16 protein-coding genes, 2 tRNA genes and 1 rRNA gene are annotated in these 17,584 nt (G+C 42.4%); 18 read left to right on the top strand and 1 reads right to left on the bottom strand.

Annotated features, from left to right (window positions below; all coding sequences use genetic code 11):
• Positions 1-148 precede the first annotated feature (148 nt).
• The 10 genes from rnpA to gap all read left to right on the top strand — a co-directional run bounded on the left by rnpA (position 149) and on the right by gap (position 10,711).
• Positions 149-520, top strand: coding sequence for a ribonuclease P protein component (gene rnpA / locus FD735_RS00895; protein ID WP_000748120.1), 372 nt, complete (start codon positions 149-151; stop codon positions 518-520).
• Entirely contained in the window at positions 495-1,322 is an 828-nt protein-coding gene (locus FD735_RS00900) for a membrane protein insertase YidC (RefSeq protein ID WP_176553043.1), read from the top strand. The genes rnpA and FD735_RS00900 overlap by 26 nt, the downstream gene beginning before the upstream one ends.
• 14 nt (positions 1,323-1,336) lie before the next feature.
• Entirely contained in the window at positions 1,337-2,323 is a 987-nt protein-coding gene (gene jag, locus FD735_RS00905) for an RNA-binding cell elongation regulator Jag/EloR (protein ID WP_139658267.1), read from the top strand.
• A gap of 55 nt (positions 2,324-2,378) precedes the next feature.
• Positions 2,379-3,002, top strand: coding sequence for a ribonuclease P (locus FD735_RS00910; protein WP_139658268.1), 624 nt, complete (start codon positions 2,379-2,381; stop codon positions 3,000-3,002).
• Between the two features lie 118 nt (positions 3,003-3,120).
• Positions 3,121-5,097, top strand: a complete 1,977-nt coding sequence (tkt, locus tag FD735_RS00915) for a transketolase (RefSeq protein ID WP_139658269.1) — start codon at positions 3,121-3,123, stop codon at positions 5,095-5,097.
• 128 nt (positions 5,098-5,225) lie between these two features.
• Complete coding sequence (yajC, locus tag FD735_RS00920; RefSeq protein ID WP_025168800.1) at positions 5,226-5,546, top strand: preprotein translocase subunit YajC; 321 nt, start codon at positions 5,226-5,228, stop codon at positions 5,544-5,546.
• A gap of 47 nt (positions 5,547-5,593) precedes the next feature.
• Positions 5,594-6,037 carry a low molecular weight protein-tyrosine-phosphatase gene (locus FD735_RS00925; RefSeq protein ID WP_139658270.1) on the top strand — a complete coding sequence of 148 codons (444 nt, stop codon included), beginning with the start codon at positions 5,594-5,596 and terminating at the stop codon, positions 6,035-6,037.
• Positions 6,024-6,434, top strand: a complete 411-nt coding sequence (locus FD735_RS00930; RefSeq protein ID WP_139658271.1) for an MORN repeat-containing protein — start codon at positions 6,024-6,026, stop codon at positions 6,432-6,434. The genes FD735_RS00925 and FD735_RS00930 overlap by 14 nt, the downstream gene beginning before the upstream one ends.
• A 298-nt stretch (positions 6,435-6,732) precedes the next feature.
• Positions 6,733-9,384, top strand: coding sequence for a bifunctional acetaldehyde-CoA/alcohol dehydrogenase (gene adhE / locus FD735_RS00935; protein WP_139658272.1), 2,652 nt, complete (start codon positions 6,733-6,735; stop codon positions 9,382-9,384).
• 319 nt (positions 9,385-9,703) lie between these two features.
• The gene (gene gap / locus FD735_RS00940) at positions 9,704-10,711 is read left to right on the top strand and encodes a type I glyceraldehyde-3-phosphate dehydrogenase (RefSeq protein WP_000260682.1); all 1,008 of its coding nucleotides are present in this window, start codon (positions 9,704-9,706) and stop codon (positions 10,709-10,711) included.
• Between the two features lie 66 nt (positions 10,712-10,777).
• On the opposite strand, the gene FD735_RS00945 is transcribed toward gap, so the two are convergent.
• Entirely contained in the window at positions 10,778-11,653 is an 876-nt protein-coding gene (locus tag FD735_RS00945) for an RluA family pseudouridine synthase (protein ID WP_139658273.1), read from the bottom strand.
• Between the two features lie 86 nt (positions 11,654-11,739).
• Between FD735_RS00945 and pbp2a the strand changes: the two genes are divergently transcribed.
• The 8 genes from pbp2a to FD735_RS00990 all read left to right on the top strand — a co-directional run bounded on the left by pbp2a (position 11,740) and on the right by FD735_RS00990 (position 17,552).
• The gene (gene pbp2a / locus FD735_RS00950; protein ID WP_139658274.1) at positions 11,740-13,935 is read left to right on the top strand and encodes a penicillin-binding protein PBP2A; all 2,196 of its coding nucleotides are present in this window, start codon (positions 11,740-11,742) and stop codon (positions 13,933-13,935) included.
• A gap of 52 nt (positions 13,936-13,987) precedes the next feature.
• Entirely contained in the window at positions 13,988-14,140 is a 153-nt protein-coding gene (gene rpmG, locus FD735_RS00955; protein ID WP_001809375.1) for a 50S ribosomal protein L33, read from the top strand.
• 9 nt (positions 14,141-14,149) lie between these two features.
• Positions 14,150-14,326, top strand: coding sequence for a preprotein translocase subunit SecE (gene secE, locus FD735_RS00960; RefSeq protein WP_000505776.1), 177 nt, complete (start codon positions 14,150-14,152; stop codon positions 14,324-14,326).
• A gap of 57 nt (positions 14,327-14,383) precedes the next feature.
• On the top strand, positions 14,384-14,920 hold the full coding sequence (nusG, locus tag FD735_RS00965; protein ID WP_000376728.1) for a transcription termination/antitermination protein NusG: 537 nt from the start codon (positions 14,384-14,386) through the stop codon (positions 14,918-14,920).
• A 119-nt stretch (positions 14,921-15,039) separates the two neighbouring features.
• A complete protein-coding gene (locus FD735_RS00970; protein ID WP_049478144.1) occupies positions 15,040-15,513 on the top strand; it encodes a hypothetical protein in 474 nt (157 codons plus the stop codon).
• A 65-nt stretch (positions 15,514-15,578) separates the two neighbouring features.
• A tRNA-Glu gene (locus FD735_RS00975) sits at positions 15,579-15,650 on the top strand.
• A 231-nt stretch (positions 15,651-15,881) separates the two neighbouring features.
• Positions 15,882-17,428: ribosomal RNA gene (locus FD735_RS00985) — 16S ribosomal RNA — on the top strand.
• Positions 17,429-17,479: 51 nt separating this feature from the next.
• Positions 17,480-17,552: transfer RNA gene (locus tag FD735_RS00990), tRNA-Ala, on the top strand.
• Positions 17,553-17,584: the final 32 nt, after the last annotated feature.

The following is a 17,584-nucleotide window of genomic DNA, read 5'->3' on the forward strand; positions in this document are numbered from 1 at the left end:
TAAATACACATAAAATTTGATTGTGAAAAGAAGTTGGGAAAGAGATTTTCCAGCTTTTTTTCTGTAGAAAATGTCTAAAACCTTGCTGTTATTGGCTTTTTCAAAAAATATGGTATAATAGTAGTAATTTAATAGATGGAGTTGAGTTTTGAAGAAAAGCTTTCGTGTAAAAAGAGAGAAAGATTTTAAGGCGATTTTCAAGGACGGAACAAGTTTTGCCAATCGAAAATTTGTTGTCTACCAATTGGAAAATCAGCAAAACCATTTTCGAGTAGGACTGTCCGTCAGCAAAAAGCTGGGGAATGCAGTTACCAGAAATCAAATTAAAAGACGAATCCGGCACATTCTACAAAGTGTAAAAGGGAGTTTAGTAGAGCATGTTGATTTTGTTGTGATTGCCCGAAAAGGGGTGGAAACCTTGGAATATGCAGAGATGGAGAAAAACCTACTCCACGTATTAAAGTTATCAAAGATTTACCAGGAAGGAAATGGGAGTGAAAAAGAAACTACAGTTGACTAGTTTGTTGGGCTTGTCCTTGTTTATCATGACAGCCTGTGCAACAAATGGTACAGCTAGCGATATAACAGCAGATTCGATAGACTTTTGGAGCAAATTCGTCTATTTTTTTGCTGAAATTATCCGCTTTTTGTCCTTTGACATTAGTATCGGAGTGGGGATTATCCTCTTCACGATTTTGATCCGGACGATTTTATTGCCGGTCTTTCAGACACAGATGGTTGCCTCTAGAAAAATGCAAGAGGCTCAACCACGCATCAAGGCTTTGCGAGAGCAATATCCGGGTCGTGATATGGAAAGTAGAACCAAGCTAGACCAGGAGATGCGTAAGGTTTATAAAGAGTTAGGGATCAAACATTCCTCCTCTCTCTGGCCGATTTTAATACAAATGCCGGTTCTCTTGGCACTCTTTCAAGCCTTGAGTCGAGTAGACTTTTTGAAAACAGGTCACTTTTTATGGATTAATTTGGGAGGAGTAGATACAAGTTTTGTCCTTCCGATTTTGGCGGCAGTCTTTACCTTCTTGAGTAGCTGGTTATCGAATAAAGCTTTGTCTGAAAAAAGTGGAGCTACGACAGGGATGATGTATGGTATGCCCGTATTGATCTTTGTTTTTGCCATCTCCGCCCCAAGTGGTGTAGCCTTGTACTGGGCTGTATCCAATGCTTACCAAGTTCTGCAAACCTATTTCTTGAACAATCCTTTCAAGATCATTGCTGAAAGAGAAGCAGTGGTGCAAGCAGAAAAAGATTTAGAAGGCAAGAAGAGAAGAGCCTTGAAAAAAGCACAGAAAAAGAAAAAATAAGGAGGAATCTGGTAATGGTATTATTTACAGGTTCAACGGTTGAAGAAGCAATCCAAAAAGGATTGAAAGAATTAGACATTCCAAGAATGAAGGCCCACATCAAGGTCGTTTCAAAAGAGAAAAAAGGATTCTTAGGCTTGTTTGGTAAGAAGCCAGCTCAAGTTGATATCGAAGCGATTAGTGAAACGACAGTGATCAAAGCCAATCAGCAGGCCATTAAAGGGGTTCCCAAAGAAGTTAATGAAAAAAATGAACCCGTGAAAACAGTAAGTGAAGCAACTGTTGATTTGGGTCATGTAGTGGAAGCGATTAAGAAGATTGAAGAAGAAGGTCAAGGTGTTTCTGAAGAGGTCAAGGCTGAAATCTTGAAAAATGAAAAGCACGCCAGCACGATTTTGGAAGAAACAGGCCATATTTCAATTTTAAATGAATTGGAACCAGAGGATACTACCGAGGAAGTGGGCTCTGCTCCAGAAAAAGAAACTGAAACGCAGGAAGCAACAAGCCAATCTTTGGAAGATTTAGGTTTGAAAGTAGAACCAAGTTATGACATCGAACAAGTGGCAACTGAAGTAGCTAACTACGTTCAAACCATTGTAGATGATATGGATGTTGAAGGGACGATTTCAAACGAATACAATCGCCGCACCATCAATCTTCAAATTGACACTAATGAACCAGGTCGTATTATCGGCTACCACGGAAAAGTCTTGAAAGCTCTTCAGTTGTTAGCGCAAAATTATCTTTACAATCGCTATTCAAGAACCTTCTACATCACGATCAATGTCAATGATTATGTTGAACACCGTGCAGAAGTTTTGCAAACTTACGCTCAAAAATTGGCGACTCGCGTTTTAGAGGAAGGGCGTAGCCAACAAACTGATCCAATGTCAAATAGCGAACGCAAGATAATCCATCGCATTATTTCACGCATGGATGGCGTGACGAGTTACTCTGAAGGTGACGAGCCAAATCGCTATGTTGTCGTTGATGCAGAATAAGCAAAGGAAAATCAGGTTCATCCTGATTTTTTGCTAGGAAAGGAAAGATTCAGATATGCTGAAAGCAGTTAGAGAATATCTATCATTTGCAGGGGTCCAGTACCGCAATCCTGATAAAGCTGGTGATGAAAGAGAAAAGATGTTGGACTTGCGACAAAAAGGTCAAGAGGCCCGGAAGTCTTTTACAGAACTGGCTAAAACTTTTCAAGCTAATCATCCAGAATGGCAACTGCAACAGACTAGTCAGTGGATGAACCAAGCGCAGCGTTTGCGACCGCATTTCTGGGCCTATCTACAGAGAGACGGACAAGTGACAGAACCTATGATGGCTCTTCGTTTGTATGGAACACCTGCTGACTTTGGGATTTCTTTGGAAGTCAGTTTCATCGAGCGCAAGAAAGACGAACAGACCTTAGACAAGCAAGCCAAGGTTTTAGATCTTCCAGTGGTAGAAGGAATTTATTATCTAGTCTACTCAAATGGGGAAAGTCATAAGGTGGAGGCTACTGAGGAGAATCGTCGTACTTTACGCGAGAAGGCGAGAAGTCAGGAAGTCCGTAAAGTTTTGGTCAAGTCAGATGTTTCCCTCATTGAGAATCAGTCAGTAGAAGCGATATTGGAGAAGCTAGAAGCGGCTTATACTCGCTTGCTCCCGTACTATGAGGTGACGAGGGAATAGACAAATCAAATGTGTTAGATGAACGCAAATTGTTTTATTGCTATTCTATGCATTTTTTCATATAATAGTAAAATAGGATGTGTGATTCATTAATCACCTCAAAGAGAAAGGAAATTCTATGTCAAATCTATCTGTTAATGCAATTCGTTTTCTAGGTATTGACGCCATCAACAAAGCAAACTCAGGTCACCCAGGGGTGGTTATGGGGGCTGCTCCAATGGCCTATAGCCTCTTTACAAAGCAACTTCGTATCAATCCAGCTCAACCAAACTGGATCAACCGCGATCGCTTTATTCTTTCAGCAGGTCATGGTTCAATGCTTCTTTATGCCCTTCTTCACCTTTCTGGTTTTGAAGATGTTAGCATGGATGAAGTCAAGAACTTCCGCCAATGGGGTTCAAAAACACCAGGTCACCCAGAATTTGGTCATACTGCAGGGGTTGACGCGACAACTGGTCCTCTAGGACAAGGGATTTCTACTGCTACTGGTTTTGCCCAAGCAGAACGCTTCTTAGCAGCCAAATATAACCGCGAAGGTTTCAATATCTTTGACCACTATACTTATGTGATCTGTGGAGACGGAGATTTGATGGAAGGTGTCTCAAGTGAGGCAGCTTCATACGCAGGCTTGCAAAAACTTGACAAGTTGGTGGTTCTTTATGATTCAAATGACATCAACTTGGATGGTGAGACAAAGGATTCTTTCACTGAAAGTGTTCGTGATCGCTACAATGCCTACGGCTGGCATACAGCCTTGGTTGAAGATGGAACAGACTTGGAAGCAATCCATGCGGCTATTGAAGCAGCTAAAGCTTCAGGAAAACCATCTTTGATTGAAGTGAAGACTGTGATTGGATATGGTTCTCCAAACAAACAAGGAACTAATGCCGTACACGGGGCTCCTCTTGGAGCAGATGAAACTGCAGCAACTCGCCAAGCGCTAGGTTGGGAGTATGAACCATTTGAAATCCCAGCTGAAGTTTATGCTGATTTCAAGGAAAATGTTGCAGACCGTGGCGCATCAGCTTATCAAGCTTGGACTAAATTAGTTGCAGATTATAAAGAAGCGCATCCAGAACTGGCTGCAGAAGTAGAAGCCATTATCGACGGCCGTGACCCAGTTGAGGTGACTCCAGCAGACTTCCCAGCCTTAGAAAATGGATTTTCTCAAGCAACTCGTAATTCAAGCCAGGATGCTTTGAACGTTGTAGCTGCTAAATTGCCAACTTTCTTAGGTGGTTCAGCTGACCTCGCTCACTCAAACATGACTTACATCAAAACGGATGGACTTCAAGATAATGCTAATCGCTTGAACCGCAACATTCAGTTTGGTGTTCGTGAATTTGCAATGGGAACGATCTTGAACGGGATGGCCCTTCACGGTGGACTTCGTGTATACGGTGGTACTTTCTTCGTCTTCTCTGACTATGTGAAAGCAGCTGTCCGCTTGTCAGCCTTGCAAGGACTTCCTGTGACTTATGTCTTTACCCACGATTCTATTGCAGTTGGTGAAGATGGTCCAACTCACGAACCAGTTGAACACTTAGCAGGTCTCCGTGCTATGCCAAATCTGAATGTTTTCCGCCCAGCAGATGCTCGTGAAACTCAAGCAGCTTGGTACCTTGCAGTGACAAGCGAAAAAACACCAACTGCCCTTGTCTTGACACGTCAAAACTTGACTGTCGAAGAGGGAACAGACTTTGATAAAGTTGCGAAAGGTGCCTATGTTGTCTATGAAAATGCAGCAGACTTTGATACAATTTTGATTGCAACAGGTTCAGAGGTGAATTTGGCGGTCGCAGCTGCCAAAGAATTAGCTAGTCAAGGTGCAAAAGTTCGTGTAGTCAGCATGCCATCAACAGATGTCTTTGACGCACAAGATGCAGCTTACAAGGAAGAAATTCTTCCAAATGCAGTTCGCCGTCGTGTTGCAGTCGAAATGGGTGCAACTCAAAACTGGTACAAGTATGTTGGTCTTGATGGTGCCGTTCTCGGTATTGATACCTTTGGAGCATCTGCCCCAGCACCAAAAGTATTGGCGGAGTACGGATTTACAGTTGAAAATCTAGTCAAAGTCGTTCAAAACTTGAAATAATCACAAAAATCAGAGTGAAAACTCTGATTTTTTATAACCATAAAAACAAGGCACAATCTTGTAAAAGTAGCTGAAATTTGATATAGTAGTCCTATGTAAAATACAAAGGAGAAAATACTATGGAAAATATTAGTCCAAATTTAACATTTTTGATCATGCTTGTAGGTATGTTTGCCTTGATGTTCTTTATGCAACGTTCTCAAAAGAAACAAGCGCAAAAGCGTATGGAAAGTTTGAACAAGCTTCAAAAAGGATATGAAGTCATTACAATTGGTGGGCTTTACGGAACAGTGGATGAAGTAGATACTGAGAAAGGTACAATCGTACTGGATGTAGATGGGGTCTATTTGACCTTTGAATTGGCTGCAATTAAGACCGTTTTGCCACTCAAAGAAGCTGTGACACCAGAAGGAACAGTTGTTGACGAAGGCGGAGCAATCGAAGAATAAAACGGGACCTGTCACTCCCGTTTTTCTATGAGACGAGAGGAAAAGGGATGAAAAAAATAGTATTTGTTTGCCTAGGAAATATCTGCCGAAGCCCCATGGCAGAGTTTGTGATGAAGTCCATGACGAGCGATTACCACGTCGAGAGTCGGGCAACGTCATCATGGGAACATGGCAATCCGATTCATAAGGGAACGCAGAGGATGTTCCAGCAGTATCAGATCCCGTATGACAAAGACAAAACATCGCTTCAGATTGGCAGAGAGGACTTTGAATTGTTTGATTACATTATCGGTATGGATGCTTCAAACGTTTCAGATCTGCGTCACATGTGTCCTCAGGAACTACAGTACAAAATCTACTCTTTTGCATCTGAAAGTGTCCCAGATCCTTGGTATACAGGAGATTTTGAGGAAACCTATGCTCGTATCACAAGTGGATGTCAAAGCTGGCTAGATCGATTAGAAAAAGAGAGTAACAATGGAAAAGCTTAAACAATTTTATGAGAAGTGTAGAGTTTACCTAACTCGCCCTAGGTTAGAGCTCGTTGCAGTAGTTGTAATGGTACTCTGTGCTCTTTCGGTATTTCTGCTAAATACGCCTAAAAAGGGTGTCCTGACACTTGATGGTGGAGCTCTTGTTTATGATGGCACCTTGGTACGAGGGAAAATGAATGGTCAAGGAACCCTGACCTTTGAAAATGGAGACCAATATACAGGTGATTTCAATAATGGAGCCTTTAATGGAAAAGGGACTTTCCAATCAAAAGATGGCTGGAAATACGAAGGTGATTTTGTAAATGGTCAGGCTGAAGGTCAAGGGAAGTTGACTACAGAGCAAGAAGTTGTTTATGAAGGGACCTTTAAACAAGGCGTTTTTCAGCAAAAATAGTAGTCTCCAAGTTAGGAGACTATTTTTCAAAACCGGAAAGAAAACGCTTTCTTTTCTTAAATTCGATAAATAACTATCAACTAGAAAAACTTTGTGAAATAAAAAAATTTTTTCCATAATTTCACAATCGTCCAGACAAAACTCTATTGTATAGGGATATTGAGAAAAAAATCACAATCTTAGAAAAATTCTTTGTGAAATACTTATGAAACTGTTTACAAAGCATAAAAAAAGAGTTATAATAAACTTGTGAAAAAATTAACAAAGGATAACATCCTTAAAGGCTATGGAGGATAATATGGCTGATAAAAAAACAGTAACACCAGAGGAAAAACAACTTGCTGCTGAAAAGCATGTCGATGGTCTCGTGAAAAAAGCCTTGGTTGCGCTTGATGAAATGCGCAAGTTGAACCAAGAGCAAGTTGACTATATCGTAGCAAAAGCGTCTGTTGCAGCACTTGACGCGCACGGTATCCTTGCACAACACGCAGTTGAAGAAACTGGTCGTGGGGTATTTGAAGACAAGGCAACAAAAAACCTATTTGCCTGTGAACACGTAGTGAACAATATGCGTGGAGTTAAAACAGTTGGAGTTATCGAAGATGATCCAATTACAGGTTTGACAAAGATTGCGGAGCCTGTCGGGGTAATCTGTGGTGTCACTCCTACAACAAACCCAACTTCAACAGCGATTTTCAAATCATTGATTGCTTTGAAAACACGTAACCCAATCGTTTTCGCCTTCCACCCATCAGCTCAAGAATCTTCTGCTCATGCAGCACAAATCGTTCGTGATGCGGCGATCGCAGCAGGTGCTCCTGAAAACTGTGTTCAGTGGATTACAAAGCCATCTATGGAAGCAACTGGAGCGCTAATGAACCACGAAGGTGTTGCAACTATTCTTGCAACTGGTGGGAATGCTATGGTTAAAGCGGCATACTCATGTGGAAAACCAGCACTTGGGGTAGGTGCCGGAAACGTTCCTGCCTATGTAGAAAAATCTGCTGACCTTCGTCAAGCGGCTCATGACATCGTTATGTCTAAATCATTTGATAATGGGATGGTCTGTGCATCAGAACAAGCGGTTATCATTGATAAAGAAGTGTATGATGAATTTATAGAAGAATTCAAATCATATCACACTTACTTTGTAAACAAGAAAGAAAAAGCACTTCTTGAAGAATTCTGTTTCGGTGTGAAAGCTAACAGCAAAAACTGTGCAGGTGCTAAACTAAATGCAAACATCGTTGGTAAACAAGCAGCATGGATTGCTGAACAAGCAGGATTCAGCGTTCCAGAAGGAACAAACATCTTGGCTGCAGAATGTGCAGAAGTAGGACCGAAAGAACCATTGACTCGTGAAAAATTGTCACCAGTTATCGCTGTCCTAAAAGCTGAAGATACAGAAGATGGTCTTACAAAAGCTCGTCAAATGGTTGAGTTTAACGGACTTGGTCACTCAGCAGCCATCCATACAAAAGACGAAGCTCTTGCTAAACGCTTTGGTACAGAAATCAAAGCAATGCGTATTATCTGGAACTCTCCATCTACTTTCGGTGGTATCGGTGACGTATACAATGCCTTCATTCCATCATTGACACTTGGATGTGGTTCATATGGACACAACTCAGTCGGTGATAATGTGAGTGCGATCAACCTTCTAAACATCAAGAAAGTAGGGAAACGTAGAAATAATATGCAGTGGTTTAAAGTTCCTTCAAAAATTTACTTCGAACGCAATTCTATCCAATACCTTCAAACATGTGAAGATATTGAACGCGTTATGATTGTTACAGACAAATCTATCGAAAAGCTTGGCTTTGTTCAACGTGTTATCGATCAATTGAACGCACGTAGCAATCGTGTAACTATCCAAGTATTCTCAGATGTTGAACCAGATCCAGACATCACAACTGTAGAACGTGGTGCTGAAGTGATGAAAGCATTTGAACCAGATACAATCATCGCTCTTGGTGGTGGTTCTCCAATGGACGCGGCCAAAGTAATGTGGCTCTTCTACGAACAACCAGAAATCGACTTCCGTGACTTGGTTCAAAAATTCATGGACATCCGTAAACGTGCCTTCCGCTTCCCATCACTTGGTAAGAAAGCGAAGTACATCGGTATCCCAACAACTTCAGGTACAGGTTCAGAAGTAACACCATTTGCCGTTATCTCTGATAAGAAAAACAACCGCAAATACCCATTGGCTGACTACTCATTGACACCAACTATTGCCATTGTTGACCCTGCTTTGGTTGAGTCAGTTCCAGACTTCATCGCTGCTGATACAGGTATGGACGTCTTGACTCATGCTACTGAAGCCTACACTTCAAACTTTGCTAACGACTATACAGACGGTATCGCCCTTCAAACAATCAAACTTGTCTTTGAATGGTTGGAAAAATCTGTTAAGACAGCTGACCCAGAAGCACGTGAAAAAATGCATAATGCGTCTACAATGGCTGGTATGGCTTTCGCCAATGCCTTCCTTGGTATGAGCCACTCAATGGCCCACAAGATTGGTGGTGTTCACCATACTGTTCACGGACGTACAAACGCTATCTTGCTTCCATACGTTATCCGTTACAACGGAACTCGTCCATCTAAGACTACTACATGGCCTAAATACAACTACTGGAAAGCTGATGAGAAATTCCAAGACATCGCGAAAATGCTTGGCTTGCCTCACTCAACTCCAGAAGAAGCAGTTGAAGCATACGCTAAAGCAGTTTACGAACTTGGTGTTGCAGTAGGTATCAAGATGAACTTCAAGGATCAAGGAATTGATGAAAAAGCTTGGGAAGACAGCTTGCATGAAATTGCCTTGCTTGCTTATGAAGATCAATGTTCACCTGCTAACCCTCGCTTGCCAATGGTAGCTGACATGGAAGAAATCATGGCAGATGCTTACTATGGTTATGCAGAACGTCCAGGACGTCGTAAATAATCGTTTATCAGCCTAGAGGCAGGAGTGATCCTGTCTCTTTTTTGTAAACTCTGAAAGAGTTGAAATTGTAGTTTCACCTTGATAATGAAGAGAATATGCAGATATTATAAAAGATTCTAGAGATATGCTTTGGAAATAAAAGAATGGATGAATAAAAAGGGGGAGAAAAAGTAGAAAAGCGGGAGAGAAAATCAACGCCCGTACTTGCAATTAAACTCAAATAGTTATATAATAGGTTTGTTGAAAGGTGATTTGTAGTGATTCAAGTTACTCTTTTCACAATAAAATTTTCATGATTTTCATAAGGAGGAAATCACTAATGGTAGTTAAAGTTGGTATTAACGGTTTCGGACGTATCGGTCGTCTTGCTTTCCGCCGTATCCAAAACGTAGAAGGTGTTGAAGTTACTCGCATCAACGACCTTACAGATCCAGTTATGCTTGCACACTTGTTGAAATACGACACAACTCAAGGTCGTTTCGACGGTACTGTAGAAGTTAAAGAAGGTGGATTCGAAGTTAACGGTAAATTCGTTAAAGTTTCTGCTGAACGTGATCCAGAACAAATCGACTGGGCTACTGACGGTGTAGAAATCGTTCTTGAAGCAACTGGTTTCTTTGCTAAGAAAGATGCAGCTGAAAAACACCTTAAAGGTGGAGCTAAGAAAGTTGTTATCACTGCTCCTGGTGGAAACGACGTTAAAACAGTTGTATTTAACACTAACCACGACGTTCTTGACGGTACTGAAACAGTTATCTCAGGTGCTTCATGTACTACAAACTGCTTGGCTCCAATGGCTAAAGCTCTTCAAGACAACTTCGGTGTTGTAGAAGGATTGATGACTACTATCCACGCTTACACTGGTGACCAAATGATCCTTGACGGACCACACCGTGGTGGTGACCTTCGCCGTGCTCGCGCTGGTGCTGCAAACATCGTTCCTAACTCAACTGGTGCTGCTAAAGCTATCGGTCTTGTAATCCCAGAATTGAACGGTAAACTTGACGGATCTGCACAACGTGTTCCAACTCCAACTGGATCAGTTACTGAATTGGTAGCAGTTCTTGAAAAGAACGTTACTGTTGATGAAGTAAACGCAGCTATGAAAGCAGCTTCAAACGAATCATACGGTTACACAGAAGATCCAATCGTATCTTCAGATATCGTAGGTATGTCTTACGGTTCATTGTTTGACGCAACTCAAACTAAAGTTCTTGACGTTGATGGTAAACAATTGGTTAAAGTTGTATCATGGTACGACAACGAAATGTCATACACTGCACAACTTGTACGTACTCTTGAATACTTTGCAAAAATCGCTAAATAATTCTTGAGTCGATAAAAGCAAGGCCTTCTGGTCTTGCTTTTTTGTATAGAAAAATGGATGATAGTGTCATCCATTTTGTTTTAATTCTGTTTCGAAAGTATCTGAGAGGGCAGTAAAACTCAATTGTTCTAAGGTGAGTGGATGAGTAAAGGAAAGTCGGAAGGCATGGAGCATGAGCCTGCTTACTTTTGATCTAGAGTTATAGAGAGGATCGCCCATAATAGGGTGTTTATGGTGAGAGAGGTGAACACGGATTTGATGCGTTCGACCGGTCTTTAGTTTGCAACGAACGAGGGTAGTCTTGTTTGGGAATTGCTTTAATCGACTGATATGCGTTTCAGCATATTGTCCATTTTTCGCATCAACTATTCTTTTTCTGCGATTGTGTCGATCACGACCAATTTTATCTCGAAAGATAAGTTCTCTACTCTCTATTCGCCCTTCTATAAGTGCCCAGTACTCACGAGCGATTTCCTTTTTCTCCAACAAACGATTGAGGATGGGTAAGATAAAAGGATTTTTAGCAAAAAGCACTAAACCACTTGTTTCCATATCCAGACGATGAACGACATAACAGGTTTGGCCAACGTAGGCAGAGACATGGTTGAGAAGGGCAATTTCACCAGGTTGATTTCCGTGAGTTTTCATGCCTTCGGGCTTGTTGACGATAATGAGATGTTGGTCTTGATAAACCTCTTGAACGAGGTCTGAATTGCCCCAAAGGATTTCTTTTGGGGGATAATCTTCCTCGTCAAAAGTCAACTGGCAAATGTCCCCTGGCTTGACCATCTCGTTCCAGTGAACTTCTTTGTGGTTGATTAAGATGTTCTTCTTTATTCTCAAAAAATGGCGGATTTTTCTAGGGATGAGGAGTTGTTCCTCTAGGAATTGTTTGACCGTCATTTGAGGCAAGGATTCGGGTAATGTAAATGTGAATTGCATACAGATATTGTAACAAAAAAAGCCCTATTTGGATAGGGAGTAGCTAAATTCTTGAGTTCCTATGGTGAAGATGATAAAATAAACGCATGAAATTAGATAAATTATTTGAGAAGTTTCTTTCTCTCTTTAAAAAAGAAACGAATGAATCAGCGGAGCCTGATTCGACTAGCATGCGTCGTTCACGGAGCGATAGAAAAAAATTGTCCCAAGTAGGGCCAATTCGAAAATTTTGGCGCCGTTATCATCTGACAAAAATCGTCATCATTTTAGGGTTAAGTGCAGGTTTGCTAGTAGGAACCTACCTATTTGCGATAGCCAAGTCGACCAATGTCAATGACTTGCAAAATGCCTTGAAAACGCGAACTCTGATTTTTGACCGCGAAGAAAAAGACGCAGGAGCCCTATCAGGTCAAAAGGGAACCTATGTTGAACTGACAGATATCAGTAAAGATTTACAGAATGCTGTCGTCGCGACAGAGGACCGTTCCTTTTATAAAAATGATGGGATTAACTACGGTCGTTTCTTTCTAGCCATCCTTACAGCAGGCCGTTCTGGAGGGGGGTCCACCATCACTCAACAGTTGGCAAAAAATGCCTACCTTTCTCAGGACCAGACCGTTGAACGGAAGGCCAAGGAGTTTTTCCTTGCCTTAGAGTTGACAAAGAAGTACACCAAGGAGCAAATCCTTACTATGTACCTCAATAACGCCTACTTTGGAAATGGGGTATGGGGTGTTGAAGATGCAAGTAAGAAATATTTCGGTGTATCCGCTTCGCAACTAACGCTTGATCAGGCGGCTACTCTAGCAGGGATGCTCAAGGGACCAGAATTGTATAATCCATTAAATTCTGTTGAAACTTCGACCAACCGTAGGGATACTGTTTTGCAAAATATGGTTGCAGCGGGCTATATTGATAAAAATCAAGAGACCGAAGCGGCTGGAGTAGATATGGCTTCACAACTGCAAGATAAGTATGAAGGCAAGGTTTCGGATTATCGTTACCCGTCCTATTTTGATGCAGTTGTCAACGAAGCGGTTTCCAAGTACAATCTCACAGAAGAAGAGATTGTCAACAATGGCTATCGCATCTATACAGAGCTTGACCAAAACTACCAAGCAAACATGCAGGTTATTTATGAAAACACTGCGCTATTTCCAACAGCAGAAGACGGAACGCATGCCGAATCTGGTAGTGTCGCTCTGGAACCCAAGACTGGTGGAGTGCGTGGAGTTGTTGGCCGTGTAGCTGGTGATGACAAACCAGGCTTCCGCAATTTCAACTATGCCACTCAGTCTAAGCGTAGCCCAGGCTCAACCATTAAACCTTTAGTCGTTTATACACCCGCAGTAGAAGCAGGATGGGCCTTGAACAAGCAACTGGATAATCATACGATGCAGTACAACAGTTATCAAGTAGACAACTATGCGGGTATTAAGACATCTCCAGAAGTACCTATGTATCAGGCCTTGGCGGAATCACTCAACCTACCTGCTGTTGCGACTGTAAATGAATTAGGTATTGACAAAGCTTTTGACGCTGGGGAGAGATTTGGTCTGAATATGGAAAAAGTTGACCGAGTTCTTGGAGTTGCTCTTGGTGGAGGTGTGGAGACGAATCCTCTCCAGATGGCGCAAGCCTATGCAGCCTTTGCCAATGGAGGTCTAATGCCTGAAGCACATTTCATCACTCGTATTGAAAATGCCAGCGGTCAGGTCATCAAGAGTCATAAAAACTCCCAAAAACGAGTGATTGATAAGTCGGTAGCTGATAAAATGACCAGCATGATGCTAGGAACATTTACCAATGGTACAGGAATTAGTTCATCACCAGCGGATTACGTTATGGCTGGTAAAACAGGTACGACTGAAGCTGTTTTCAACCCAGAATATACCAGTGACCAGTGGGTGATCGGCTATACTCCAGATGTTGTAATCAGCCACTGGCTCGGCTTCCCAACAACAGATGAGAATCATTATCTAGCAGGTTCGACCTCCAATGGAGCAGCCCATGTCTTTAGAAGTATGGCTAATACCATTTTACCTTACACTACAGGTAGCACTTTTACAGTTGAGAATGCTTATAAACAAAATGGGATTGAACCAGAAAATACGAAAAAGCAGGTTGTTGAAAATGAGACAAACCAGTCTGAGGACCCAATAGGAGATATTCGTAGTCGTGCACAAAATCTTGTAGATGAAGCAGGCCGTGCGATTTCAGAAGCTAAAATAAAAGAAAAAGCCCAGACAATATGGGACTCAATCCTTAATCTATTTCGTTAAGAGGCTTGTCAAAGCCTAGGTTTCTTGTTATAATAGATAAGATGGAGGCGTTATGGCACTAAAAAAAGCAAGCCTAGCTTGTGCAGTTTGTGGTTCAAGGAATTATTCAATCAAAATTAGTGGGAACCCCAAGCCAACACGACTAGAAGTAAATAAATTTTGTAAACATTGTGGAAAATATACGACACATAGAGAAACGAGATAGGAGAGAACGATGGGCTTTATTAAGGATATTTTTAAACTTCTTAAAGAAACAACTTGGCCAACTCGCAAAGAAAGCTGGAGAGATTTTCGCTCTATTATGGAATACACAGCCTTCTTTGTGGTCATCATTTACATTTTTGACCAGTTGATTGTATCAGGTTTGATTCGATTTATTAACATTTTTTAGAAGAAAAGTGGAGAAGTTCTGCTAACTTTCTTCTATATATGTATGAAAGGAAATATCATGGATAGTTTTGACAAGGGATGGTTTGTTCTACAAACTTATTCTGGCTATGAAAATAAGGTAAAAGAAAATCTATTGCAACGTGCGCAAACATATAACATGTTGGATAATATTCTACGGGTTGAGATTCCAACACAAACCGTGCAAGTTGAGAAAAATGGAAAGAAAAAGGAAATTGAAGAGAATCGCTTTCCAGGTTATGTCCTTGTAGAAATGGTCATGACCGATGAAGCATGGTTCGTCGTTCGAAACACACCTAACGTAACAGGATTCGTCGGCTCACACGGTAACAGATCAAAACCAACTCCACTTTTGGAACAAGAAATCCGTGATATTCTGGTTTCAATGGGACAAACTGTTCAAGAGTTCGATATTGATGTTGAAGTTGGCCAGACAGTCCGCATCATTGATGGCGCTTTTGCAGACTACACAGGGAAAATCACTGAAATTGATAACAACAAAGTGAAGATGATTATCTCTATGTTTGGTAATGATACGATTGCAGAAGTGAATCTCAACCAAATTGCAGAATTATAACCCCAGAGAGGCTTTGCCTCTCTTTTATGTGTCGTTGAGGGAGAAAGAAGTATAGAATAGAGGAAGTAGACCCAGGGCCTCGCGCATTTTGCTAAACTAAATGCAGAAAGGAGAGGTCTATGAATCTAAAAGACTTATATGAAGAAAGTAAGGGAATTGTCCATAAGTGTCGCAAAGATTATCATTTGCATCTGTGGGAGAAAGAGGACTGGGACCAGGAAGGCATGTTATGTCTGTATGAGCTGGTGAGTCGCAACCCAGAGTTACTAGAGGGCGAGCGCCATCAACTATATGTCTGCTTTAAAACAAAATTTAGAAATCGTATTCTAGATTACATCCGTAAACAGGAAAGTCACAAGCGCCGTTTTGACAAAGAACCCTATGAAGAGGTGAGTGAGATTAGCCATCGTCTAGGAGAAAAAGGACTCAGGCTGGACGATTATTATCTCTTTCACGAACTTCTAAAGAATTACAAATCAAAACAGAGTGTGGAAAAACAAGAATTAATAGACCGTCTCATGGGAGGGGAAGTCTTTAGAGGACGTAAAGCTCTCCTGAGAGAACTTTCCCTAATCTTTTCAGAATTTCGGTAAAGAGGGAAAAAAGTCCTTGACAAAGGTAAAAAAGTAGGTATAATAGAAAGAGTTGAAAAGCTCAAGGTCCGTTGGTCAAGGGGTTAAGACACCGCCTTTTCACGGCGGTAACACGGGTTCGAATCCCGTACGGACTATGGTGTATTGCGGCTAAAAAAACTTGAAAAAAGTTTAAAAAATCTGTTGACAGAGGCAGGTAGCTGTGATATACTAATATAGTTGTCGCTCGAGAGAGAATGAGTGACAAAGACCTTTGAAAACTGAACAAGACGAACCAATGTGCAGGGCACTATAACTGAAGTTATAGTACTGAACAATGAAAAAAACAATAAATCTGTCAGTGACAGAAATGAGTGAGAACTCAAACTTTTAATGAGAGTTTGATCCTGGCTCAGGACGAACGCTGGCGGCGTGCCTAATACATGCAAGTAGAACGCTGAAGGAGGAGCTTGCTTCTCTGGATGAGTTGCGAACGGGTGAGTAACGCGTAGGTAACCTGCCTGGTAGCGGGGGATAACTATTGGAAACGATAGCTAATACCGCATAAGAGTAGATGTTGCATGACATTTGCTTAAAAGGTGCAATTGCATCACTACCAGATGGACCTGCGTTGTATTAGCTAGTTGGTGAGGTAACGGCTCACCAAGGCGACGATACATAGCCGACCTGAGAGGGTGATCGGCCACACTGGGACTGAGACACGGCCCAGACTCCTACGGGAGGCAGCAGTAGGGAATCTTCGGCAATGGACGGAAGTCTGACCGAGCAACGCCGCGTGAGTGAAGAAGGTTTTCGGATCGTAAAGCTCTGTTGTAAGAGAAGAACGAGTGTGAGAGTGGAAAGTTCACACTGTGACGGTATCTTACCAGAAAGGGACGGCTAACTACGTGCCAGCAGCCGCGGTAATACGTAGGTCCCGAGCGTTGTCCGGATTTATTGGGCGTAAAGCGAGCGCAGGCGGTTAGATAAGTCTGAAGTTAAAGGCTGTGGCTTAACCATAGTACGCTTTGGAAACTGTTTAACTTGAGTGCAAGAGGGGAGAGTGGAATTCCATGTGTAGCGGTGAAATGCGTAGATATATGGAGGAACACCGGTGGCGAAAGCGGCTCTCTGGCTTGTAACTGACGCTGAGGCTCGAAAGCGTGGGGAGCAAACAGGATTAGATACCCTGGTAGTCCACGCCGTAAACGATGAGTGCTAGGTGTTAGACCCTTTCCGGGGTTTAGTGCCGCAGCTAACGCATTAAGCACTCCGCCTGGGGAGTACGACCGCAAGGTTGAAACTCAAAGGAATTGACGGGGGCCCGCACAAGCGGTGGAGCATGTGGTTTAATTCGAAGCAACGCGAAGAACCTTACCAGGTCTTGACATCCCTCTGACCGCTCTAGAGATAGAGTTTTCCTTCGGGACAGAGGTGACAGGTGGTGCATGGTTGTCGTCAGCTCGTGTCGTGAGATGTTGGGTTAAGTCCCGCAACGAGCGCAACCCCTATTGTTAGTTGCCATCATTCAGTTGGGCACTCTAGCGAGACTGCCGGTAATAAACCGGAGGAAGGTGGGGATGACGTCAAATCATCATGCCCCTTATGACCTGGGCTACACACGTGCTACAATGGCTGGTACAACGAGTCGCAAGCCGGTGACGGCAAGCTAATCTCTTAAAGCCAGTCTCAGTTCGGATTGTAGGCTGCAACTCGCCTACATGAAGTCGGAATCGCTAGTAATCGCGGATCAGCACGCCGCGGTGAATACGTTCCCGGGCCTTGTACACACCGCCCGTCACACCACGAGAGTTTGTAACACCCGAAGTCGGTGAGGTAACCTTTTAGGAGCCAGCCGCCTAAGGTGGGATAGATGATTGGGGTGAAGTCGTAACAAGGTAGCCGTATCGGAAGGTGCGGCTGGATCACCTCCTTTCTAAGGATAAGGAACTGCACATTGGTCTTGTTTAGTCTTGAGAGGTCTTGTGGGGCCTTAGCTCAGCTGGGAGAGCGCCTGCTTTGCACGCAGGAGGTCAGCGGTTCGATCCCGCTAGGCTCCATTGGTGAGAGATCACCAAGTAATGCACATTGA

Origin of the sequence: Streptococcus sp. 1643 (assembly GCF_006228325.1) — a bacterium.
Lineage (GTDB): Bacteria > Bacillota > Bacilli > Lactobacillales > Streptococcaceae > Streptococcus.

Bases quoted from the DNA above. Each gene is read 5' to 3' on its own strand.
- jag (WP_139658267.1), top strand. From the start codon at position 1,337: ATGGTATTATTTACAGGTTCAACGGTTGAAGAAGCAATCCAAAAAGGA.
- FD735_RS00910 (WP_139658268.1), top strand. From the start codon at position 2,379: ATGCTGAAAGCAGTTAGAGAATATCTATCATTTGCAGGGGTCCAGTAC.
- tkt (WP_139658269.1), top strand. From the start codon at position 3,121: ATGTCAAATCTATCTGTTAATGCAATTCGTTTTCTAGGTATTGACGCC.
- FD735_RS00925 (WP_139658270.1), top strand. From the start codon at position 5,594: ATGAAAAAAATAGTATTTGTTTGCCTAGGAAATATCTGCCGAAGCCCC.
- FD735_RS00930 (WP_139658271.1), top strand. From the start codon at position 6,024: ATGGAAAAGCTTAAACAATTTTATGAGAAGTGTAGAGTTTACCTAACT.
- adhE (WP_139658272.1), top strand. From the start codon at position 6,733: ATGGCTGATAAAAAAACAGTAACACCAGAGGAAAAACAACTTGCTGCT.
- gap (WP_000260682.1), top strand. From the start codon at position 9,704: ATGGTAGTTAAAGTTGGTATTAACGGTTTCGGACGTATCGGTCGTCTT.
- FD735_RS00945 (WP_139658273.1), bottom strand. From the start codon at position 11,653: ATGCAATTCACATTTACATTACCCGAATCCTTGCCTCAAATGACGGTC.
- pbp2a (WP_139658274.1), top strand. From the start codon at position 11,740: ATGAAATTAGATAAATTATTTGAGAAGTTTCTTTCTCTCTTTAAAAAA.
- rpmG (WP_001809375.1), top strand. From the start codon at position 13,988: ATGGCACTAAAAAAAGCAAGCCTAGCTTGTGCAGTTTGTGGTTCAAGG.
- secE (WP_000505776.1), top strand. From the start codon at position 14,150: ATGGGCTTTATTAAGGATATTTTTAAACTTCTTAAAGAAACAACTTGG.
- nusG (WP_000376728.1), top strand. From the start codon at position 14,384: ATGGATAGTTTTGACAAGGGATGGTTTGTTCTACAAACTTATTCTGGC.
- FD735_RS00970 (WP_049478144.1), top strand. From the start codon at position 15,040: ATGAATCTAAAAGACTTATATGAAGAAAGTAAGGGAATTGTCCATAAG.